6 protein-coding genes are annotated in these 8,998 nt (G+C 38.7%); 2 read left to right on the top strand and 4 right to left on the bottom strand.

All coding sequences use genetic code 11. The features are described from left to right. Window positions 1-2,085, top strand: a 2,085-nt coding sequence (locus I2E21_RS03615) for a hypothetical protein (protein WP_207735295.1), incomplete at its 5' end; no start/stop codon positions are given. Between the two features lie 761 nt (window positions 2,086-2,846). Here the strand turns inward: I2E21_RS03615 and lepA are convergent. After that, entirely contained in the window at window positions 2,847-4,658 is a 1,812-nt protein-coding gene (gene lepA / locus I2E21_RS03610) for a translation elongation factor 4 (RefSeq protein ID WP_243240582.1), read from the bottom strand. 350 nt (window positions 4,659-5,008) lie between these two features. Then, on the bottom strand, window positions 5,009-5,287 hold the full coding sequence (locus I2E21_RS03605) for a hypothetical protein (protein ID WP_195410445.1): 279 nt from the start codon (window positions 5,285-5,287) through the stop codon (window positions 5,009-5,011). Between the two features lie 455 nt (window positions 5,288-5,742). Between I2E21_RS03605 and I2E21_RS03600 the strand changes: the two genes are divergently transcribed. Continuing rightward, entirely contained in the window at window positions 5,743-6,624 is an 882-nt protein-coding gene (locus I2E21_RS03600) for a hypothetical protein (RefSeq protein WP_195410444.1), read from the top strand. A 259-nt stretch (window positions 6,625-6,883) separates the two neighbouring features. On the opposite strand, the gene I2E21_RS03595 is transcribed toward I2E21_RS03600, so the two are convergent. Together I2E21_RS03595 and I2E21_RS03590 are read right to left on the bottom strand one after the other, a co-directional pair. Next, window positions 6,884-7,351, bottom strand: coding sequence for a hypothetical protein (locus tag I2E21_RS03595; RefSeq protein ID WP_195410443.1), 468 nt, complete (start codon window positions 7,349-7,351; stop codon window positions 6,884-6,886). A gap of 230 nt (window positions 7,352-7,581) precedes the next feature. Continuing rightward, window positions 7,582-8,910 carry an MATE family efflux transporter gene (locus tag I2E21_RS03590; protein WP_195410442.1) on the bottom strand — a complete coding sequence of 443 codons (1,329 nt, stop codon included), beginning with the start codon at window positions 8,908-8,910 and terminating at the stop codon, window positions 7,582-7,584. Window positions 8,911-8,998 lie beyond the last annotated feature (88 nt).

Below are 8,998 nucleotides of genomic sequence, written 5' to 3'. Positions count from 1 at the left end.
GACATCACAAGCCTTATTGTTCCTACAACAGCTTCTCAGGCTACACAGCCGACAACAGCAAGACCTACACAGCCGACAACAGTAAGACCTACACAGCCGACAACAGCAAGACCTACACAGCCGACTACAGTAGCTCCGACAACACAGTCACCTACACAGGGCACAAACCTTAATATCTCAAGTAAATCTAACTACTTCTCAAATGCAAATGTAACATTTAAGAAGGGCGATACAGTTTGTCTTGAGTACATTGTAGATTCATCAATGAATCTTGTAAATGCAGAGTGGACACTTACTTACGATAACACAAAGCTCGCTGTTGATAAGGAGCGTTCAGCTAAGCTTATGCCATATGTTACTAACGAGGTTACTAACATTATTGACGCTAAGGGCACAATCAAATCTAACTTCAGTGAAATTCAGAATCTTGCTGATTTCAGTGGCGGCAAGGCTTTGGCAAGAGTTTACTTCAATGTAATCGGCACAGGCGACACAACAGTTGACTTCAACCTTAAAACACTTAGCGTAGGTTACCTTGACAGCAACTACAACCTTAAGTTTAAACCTGTTGTAAGAGGCGGAGTAGCTCAGACAGATGTTACTTCAACTCCTGGTTTTGAAAACTTCACAGCTAAGACAAGCACAAAGATTTCTGCAACAGCAGAGCAAACTGACGAGGTAACACTCAACTTTGTTGTTCCAAAGACAGTATCAAGTCCTAAGTGTTGGGATGACGGTATTTACCTTGCATACAGCAACAACTACCAGCTCAACTCATTCACAAAGATTCCGCTCACAAAGACAACAGAGTATCTCACACCTGACTTAAAGTCAACAAAACTCACAAACGGCACATATGCTCTCTACTCGGTATCACTTACAAAGGAACAGGCAGAGGCTATTAACAAGGCAACATATGTTGTTCTTACAAACAAGTCAAATACTTACAGAACTTATGTAAGCTCAAAGTACAACTTACTTAAAGCTCCGTCAGGCACATACAGTGCAGACTACAACACAGCTAAAACTTCAGTAGCAGACCTCAACGGCTACACATTCATTATGAACGGTGATGTAGCAACAGGCACAAGCGTTGACGGTTTCGGTACATACACAGGTTACTGGACAAAGTGCACAACTATCAATGCTGTAGCTCCTGCATCTGCTAAGTGGAAGAACTGCTGGAATCAGGGTGTTTACCTTGCTTACAGCAACGACTATAAGCTCGATTCATTCACAAAGATTAAGATGACAAGAACAAGCACATATGTTGATGTTGATTCTAAGTCAACACAGCTTGTAGACGGCACATATCCTGTATACACTGTAACTCTTACAGAGGATCAGGTAAAGGCTATTGATTCTTCATCATATGTAATCTTCGAGAACGCATCAGGTACTTACAGAACATACATCAACGGTAAGTACAGCGTTATGAAAGCTCCGGCAGGTACTCAGTATTCAAGCACATACTCAACAACAAAGGCAAAACTTGCTGACAGAGAGAAGAACACATTTGTAATTTGTGACGGTGTAACAACAGGCACAAGCATTGAGGGCTACGGCACATTTACAGGTTACTGGTCAACAACTGAAATCGAAATTGTTGAGAGCACAGCTACACTTTATTGTGTATTCCCTAACCCTGCAAAGAGCAAAACAGCTATGAATAAGGGCGTTTACCTTGCATACGGTTCAAGCAACTCGGCAAATGGCCTTACTAAGATTGCTATGGAGAAAACAGATGAAAAGTTCACACCTTCATTAAAGACAAACGCTCTTACAGCAGGTGAGTACTCTGTATATAAGGTAACACTCAACAGCGATCAGATTGAGGCTATTGACGGTGCAAAGAATGTTGTATTCTGCAACAGCAACGGTGTTTTCAGAACAATCCTCTCAAACGGCTACAATGTACTTAACGCAAAGAGCGGTGCTTACAGCTCAGCATACAACAAGGGTACATTCTCAGTTGCAGACCACAACAACGAAACATTCGTTGTTTGCGATTCTAAGGTAACAGGTTCAAGCACAGACGGCTACGGTATGTTCCTCGGCTACTGGGATCTCGGCAAAGCAAACTAAATTATCACACTTAATAATCGGATGATTTAAAAATAAGTACTCGTCATTGCATTTGCGATGACGAGTATTTTTCTTTTGCGTAATTGCAGAATTAAATTACAGAGATAAAGTTAAAAAATTTAGGTCAACCATTTTGTTACCATCAAGTGGAATAAAAAACAGGTTACTTTTGGTCGGGCAACAATTTTAGCGAATGAAAAGACTTTCCGTCACGAATTAAAAAGTTTGGTCAACCTTTTCAAAGGTTGTGGGTGTGGACGCCCACAAAACTTTAGTTTATTGCGAATTTTAATAGCCAAACGGCTTGCCGTTTGGCGGCTTGAACATAATGGCAGAGCCTAAAAATGTGACAGCAATAAAGGAAAAGCCACGCTACTGCAACTACTATTTTGCCACTTTTCAAGGGCAAAATAGCCACACACAAACTTTTGCGTTCTTTAAAATTCCTTTTTTCTACTGACACTCAAGTGCTACTTTCTGCCACTCATTAATCTTGATTTTTACTTTATTTTAAAGTCTTGATAAATCTAAAGTATAGTTATTCTGTGGTATTAATTACAAATGCTTGTTTATATTTTTAATCAGTCTATTTTTACTGTTTTATGGGCTCTGCCCAAACCCGCAACCCTTTAAAAAGGGTTGACCTAAATTTTAACTCTTTTGTTTTTAAGTGCAGCTTTTTCTCAAAACCAAAACTCGGATTACAGCCATTGCCTTAATCCGAGTTTAATTTTATCATTATATAAATTCTACCGATTAAATCAATCTGTATCGAGTTTAAGTACAGCCATAAATGCCTCTTGCGGAACTTCAACAGAACCGAGCTGGCGCATACGCTTTTTACCCTCTTTCTGCTTTTCAAGAAGTTTCTTTTTACGGGAAATATCACCGCCGTAGCACTTTGCAAGTACATCTTTTCTCATAGCCTTAACGGTTTCTCTCGCAATGATTTTACCGCCAATGCAAGCCTGAATCGGAACTTCAAACAGCTGTCTTGGAATTTTCTCCTTGAGCTTTTCCGCCATCTTTCTCGCTCTGCCATATGCCTTGTCTGCGTGAATAATAAACGACAGTGCATCGACAACATCACCGTTGAGCATAATGTCAAGTTTAACAAGGTTGCTCTTTACATAATCCTTAAGCTCATAGTCAAAAGATGCATAACCTCTTGTGCGTGATTTTAAGGTATCAAAGAAATCGTAAATAATCTCGGCAAGCGGTAATTCATAGTGCAAGTCAACCCTGTCTGCATCAATGTACTGCATATCTATAAATATGCCTCGTCTGTCCTGGCAAAGCTCCATAATGTTGCCCACATATTCCTTTGGTGAGTAAATATGTGCGGTAGTCATCGGCTCTTCAGCCATTGCTATAAGCGCAGGGTCAGGATAATTTGTAGGGTTGTCAATTATCTCAACAGTGCCGTCTGTTTTGGTTATTCGGTAAATTACGCTCGGTGCGGTTGTAATAAGGTCAAGCTGATATTCACGCTCAAGTCTTTCCTGAATAATCTCCATATGAAGAAGTCCGAGAAATCCGCAGCGATAGCCAAAGCCGAGCGCAACCGAGGTTTCCGGCTCAAAGGAGAGCGCCGCATCGTTGAGCTGTAATTTTTCAAGAGCATCTTTCAGATCACCGTATTTTGCACCGTCAACAGGATAAATACCGCAGTAAACCATAGGCTGTGCCTCACGATAACCCGGTAAAGGCTCTTTGGCAGGATTTGCGGTAAGAGTAACAGTGTCGCCGACTTTTGCATCTGCAAGAGTTTTGATTGATGCCGCAATGTAGCCAACCTCGCCGGCATAAAGACCGTTGGTAGATTCCATTGATGTGGCATGCATAAGACCACATTCCACAACGGTGAATGTACTTCCTGTTGCCATAAGTTTAAATTCGTCACCCGGGTGAATCTGTCCCTCTTTAAGACGAACATAAATGATAACGCCTTTGTAGCTGTCGTAGTAGCTGTCAAAAATCAGCGCACGGAGAGGTGCGTTGACATCGCCTGTCGGAGCAGGAATGTCTGATACGATTTTTTCGAGGACAGCGTGAATATTGATGCCTTGCTTAGCGGAAATTTTTGGTGCGTCCTCGGCAGGAATACCGATTACATCTTCAATTTCTTCGATAACTCTGTCAGGATCGGCACTCGGCAGGTCGATTTTGTTGATTACGGGCACAATTTCAAGACCGCTGTCGACAGCAAGATAAGTGTTGGCGAGAGTTTGAGCCTCAATGCCTTGTGATGCGTCAACAATAAGCACTGCACCCTCACAAGCCGCCAAAGAACGGGAAACCTCGTAGTTAAAGTCAACATGACCGGGAGTGTCAATGAGGTTGAAAAGATATTTTTCGCCGTTGTCGGCATCATAAGTAACCGATACGGCACGAGCCTTTATTGTTATGCCACGCTCACGCTCAAGTTCCATATCGTCAAGGAGCTGTGATTCCATATCACGGGCAGATACCGAATTGGTCTGCTCAAGAATACGGTCGGCAAGCGTACTTTTGCCGTGGTCAATATGAGCAATTATGCTGAAATTTCTAATTTTGTCCTGTGGAAATGACAATTCTATCACCTTTTCGCAGATATTTGCAGGTAAGCCTGCACCTGAATTAACAGACTGAACGCCTGTCCGAATATATACATATTTATAATAACACATTTTGCATTTGTTGGCAATAAATTTGTGATTGTACGGAAAGAAATACAACTTTTTTGTTGCCAAAAAATAATAAATTTTTAGGTTCTTTATCAAAAGGAGAGGTAATTATTGTTTAGCACACAATTTCGCCGAGCAATCATAAAATTTAGGTCAACCTTTAAAAAGGCTTGACCTAAATTTTTAATCCAAACCTCAGTTACTCTGTTCACTCCAAAATAAAAGCTGTCTTTCCCACAAGAAAAACAGCTTTTTTATTATACATATTTATATTTTTTTCTGTTTGTCACAAAGAATGATACGCTTATAATCAGCGAGCAAATTTCGGCGCCGACAACGGCAAGCCAAATTCCGTTGAGGTCAAGTAATAACGGAAGAATAAAGATAAATGCGACCTGAAAAACCAGCGTTCTCAAAAATGAAATTATAGCGGAAACAAGACCGTTGTTCAGCGCTGTAAAAAATGCCGATGCAAAGATATTGATACCGCTTATAATGTATGACAGCGCAAACAGGCAGATTGCATTGGTTGTCATATCGTGCAGTTCTTTGTTGTATCCTACGAAAATTCCTGCCAGAACAGAGGAAAGAATTTCTGCACAGGCGGATAAGTTTTTTGTAGGTAAAATGCTCCAATAACTGAATCATATTTCACTCTCCTTTATTTTACATAAAAACAGCCCGGTTATATTATCAATAACCGAGCTCACCCGACATCTTATCGACAGTGTTCCAAAATAGAAACGGTGTTACGACACCCTGTCCTCCGATGACTTTATTCATTGTTGTACAGACATTTTAGTATATTTTTATACCAATGTCAAGGGTTTATGCTCAATTTGACCTTTAAAGCAGAAAAGTTTTTAACGTTATTTTAATGGTATGTTAATAATATTGTGGATGGGAAGTATTGAAAAAAGAGCTAAAAGGTAGTATTATTAAGTTACAGAGAAATACAGATAAAAACAAGACGATTTTAAGGTGCTTTATTATGATTTCAGTAAATGATTATAACTACACATCACGCAAGCCGAGGTTTCAGCTTGCTTATAAAATTCTCAGCGGATTTCAGTTTGCAATCATTCTTTGTTCGGTGATAAATGTTGTTAGTTTACTTTTTACGCATCATTTTCATTCCTTTTTAGGTAGCTTGGTAAGTGTAACGGTGCCGCTTTACAAATTTTATTTTTCATTTTCTCAAGATTATTTGTACTTGGTAGAAAGTTTCGTGGTTATCGGTATTATAACATTTCTTTCAATTATGTCGCTTATGGAGTGTATTGGTAAAACCGACCAAAGCATTATAATTCCCACAAAGTATATGGTAATGAATTTTATAGTGGTTTCCATACTGGAAGTTAACACACTTAGAAATGGCGGCGAGTTATCGGAAAAGGCTTGTCCTAACATTTCCGTAGCTGTTTTTGGAAGTGCTGTTTATTTAATATCTTGTTTTATAGTTATGCTGCTGAAAATCTTTGAAAATAATGATTACTTTACAGAGATGCGATGGCATCATCATGGTGAGTTCTCGCTTTGGAATTATGCTGTGTTTGCTAAGAAAAAACGAATTGTTTATATGTTTGAGGCAGCACCGGCACTTGCTGCATTTTATTTTTATTATCACAGCTATAATAGTTTCTTTTTAAAAACAGTAGATCTAATCGAATTGAACGGTGCTTATATCTTTGTTGCTTTTGTTGTTATACTTACATTTTTCGGAAATATGTATTCATTAAAAAAATACAAAAAATCTCAGCTTGAACCGGATCCGCCGGAAAGCTATTTCAAAAACTATTACTTAAGTCAGATAATTTCATTTGTATTGTTTGCAATTTCATACTTTGTAGTGCTTTTGCTGTTTAAACAGTAAGTATAAAAGGTTCTATTCTAAATGTTGGGGTAACATTAATATTATGGCTTAACACACACAGTTTAGTTTAATAAATTTTTTAATTCGGGACAGAAACTATTAATTTTGTTTTACTTTGTTTCCCGACCGATAATCCGCTAAACCATCATTTCTTACAACTATTTACAAAAATCATAAAAGAAAAATGCAGTCCGTTTATATGGACTGCATTTTCTTTGGGTAATTATTTATATGAAGTTTTAGGAAAAGGTTTAGTAAATCAGTTTGTAAAGAGAGATTTTCTCTTGCCGTAATATACAGCGTAAATTAAAAAAAGTATTACTGCCGCAATCATTGATGCAACAATTAAGTAAAAATATATTCTTAAAAAGCCAATTTCAACAATATTTGTCACCGCATACGCTGCCGGTATTAATACCGAAACACCCAAGCAGGTGTATAATAGTTGGAGTGCGTCTTTTTTAAAACCTGCGAGTTTTTGTCGGGTTATTACAATCAGTATGGCATACATCACAAAAAATATACCGAATAATATGTCATAGGTCTGCATCATAGGATGCTGGGCATATATTTGAGCATTGTTAAATATAATTTGTGAGCCGTTGATGACAGCGTGGGTTTTGCCTATAAAAAACGGAACAGCCACAAAAAGTGTAATCGCTGTCAGCGTGAAAAGTGCAAAATAAATTGTAAATTTATGCCATTTGAGTTTATAATTACCTTTCATAATATTGCTCCTATACTGTTACTTTATGAATATATTATAACATTCGGACTATGACAATATAGTGACAAAAAATAGAAAATTAAAAAAAGTTTTTTGCTTTTTGGGGAGAAAATTTTAAAAAACTGACTTTTTGGCATAAAAGTTGAGCCTAAATTTTTAATCCAAACCTCAGTTACTCTGTTCACTCCAAAATAAAAGCTGTCTTTCCCACAAGAAAAACAGCTTTTTTATTATACATATTTATACTTTTTTCTGTTTGCCACAAAGAATGATACGCTTATAATCAGCGAGCAAATTTCGGCGCCGACAACGGCAAGCCAAATTCCGTTGAGGTCAAGTAATAACGGAAGAATAAAGATAAATGCGACCTGAAAAACCAGCGTTCTCAAAAATGAAATTATAGCGGAAACAAGACCGTTGTTCAGCGCTGTAAAGAATGCCGATGCAAAGATATTGATACCGCTTATAAGGTATGACAGCGCAAACAGGCAGATTGCATTGGTTGTCATATCGTGCAGTTCTTTGTTGTATCCTACGAAAATTCCTGCCAGAGCAGAGGAAAAAATTTCTGCACAGGCGGTAAGGATAACTGCGGTTGCCGACAGCAAAATAAGGCTTTTTTTGAAAAGGCTTTTCAGCTCATCGGTATTTCCTGCGCCGTAGTGGTATCCGATAATCGGAGCAACTCCGACCGAGTAGCCGAGGTAAGTGCCGACAAAAATAAATCCGACATACATTATAATGCCGTAAGCTACAACGCCGTCGTAACCCGCATATTTAACAAGCTGTAAATTGTAGAGCATATTTACAAGCGACATTGAAATGTTTGTTACCATTTCGGAAGAGCCGTTTGTGCAAGTTTTAAGTATCGGTTTAAGTTCAAGTTTGGTTTTAACAAGCTTCAGCGGCGACTTGTTTTTGCGTGCAAAGTAGAATATCGGGATCATTGCGCCGATAAATTGGCTTATACCGGTTGCAAGCGCAGCGCCAAATACGCCCAAGCCGAATACATAGATAAATAGGAAGTCAAGCACCATATTTGTAAGTCCTGCGGCAAGAGAAACTCCAAGTCCCATTGCAGGTTTTTCGGCAACTACAAGAAAACTTTGAAAGCAGTTCTGAAGCATAAAGAATGGGAGAGCGAACAAAAGAGTTTTGCCGTAAACCGAACAAATATTAACCATTTCGCCCTCTGCACCCAAAAGTTCGGAGATTTGTCTTATAAACAAAATACCGATTGCCGCTAAAACAATACTCGCAATTACCAAAAAATAAATCAGCATTGAAAAATAGCGGTTGGCAAGTTTTTTGTTGCCCTCGCCAATGGTCTTTGAAACAAGAGCACTGCCGCCTGTACCAATCATAAATCCCACAGAGCCGAGCATCATAAGTGCCGGCATAATCAGATTAACTCCCGCAAAAGACTCACTGCCCGCAACATTTGATACGAACAGTCCGTCAACAACCCCGTAAACAGATGTAAAAATCATCATTGCAACAGTTGGAATTGTAAAACGGATAAGTTTTTTGTAGGTAAAATGCTCCAATAACTGAATCATATTTCACTCTCCTTTATTTTTACATAAAAACAGCTCGGTTATATTATCAATAACCGAGCTCACCCGACATCTTATCGACAGTGTTCCA

Source organism: Ruminococcus sp. BSD2780120874_150323_B10 (assembly GCF_015553695.1).
Taxonomy (GTDB): Bacteria; Bacillota; Clostridia; order Oscillospirales; family Acutalibacteraceae; genus Ruminococcoides; species Ruminococcoides intestinale_A.
This window is presented reverse-complemented; position numbering and strand designations above follow the sequence as displayed.